This is a genomic window from Pelomonas sp. KK5, assembly GCF_001984095.1.
In the GTDB taxonomy this organism is placed as follows: Bacteria; Pseudomonadota; Gammaproteobacteria; order Burkholderiales; family Burkholderiaceae_C; genus KK5.
On sequence record NZ_LYVQ01000575.1, the window covers coordinates 1 to 434 of the forward strand.

Annotated in this window: 1 protein-coding gene and 1 pseudogene; both read right to left on the reverse strand. The window is 64.1% G+C overall.

Annotation, left to right across the window (positions count from 1 at the left end; genetic code table 11):
* Positions 1-101: pseudogene (locus tag B0W88_RS32310) on the reverse strand (biopolymer transporter ExbD); the annotation flags it as partial.
* Between the two features lie 2 nt (positions 102-103).
* A partial coding sequence (locus tag B0W88_RS32315; protein WP_077038461.1) for a biopolymer transporter ExbD occupies positions 104-434 on the reverse strand: 331 nt, incomplete at its 5' end.

Genomic DNA, 434 nt, shown 5'->3' on the forward strand with positions numbered 1-434 from the left:
ACCAGCAGCACCAGCATCACGTCGATCAGCGGCGTCGTGTTGACGTCGAGCATCACGTCCGGTTCGTCGCCGCCGGAACTGCTTCCTACATTCATGCCCATCGCTAGCCTCCTCGCGCCGGTGGTTCGGTCACGAAACTGACCTTCATGATCCCGGCACGCTGGCAGGCGAAGACCACCTTGCCCACCGATTCGTAGCGCGCCTGGTCGTCGCCACGGATGTGCACCTCGGGCTGCGGGTTCAGCACCGCGACCTTGCCCAGGCGCTTGACCAGCGCGTCGACGTCGGGCACCAGCGCGGTGTTCCAGTAGATGTCGCCATCCTGGGTCACCGCCAGCTCGACGTTCTCCGGCTTCGTGACCCGCGGCACGTTGGTCTCCTTGGGGAGATTCAATGCCACCGACTGGGTCACTACGGGAATGGTGATCAGGAAG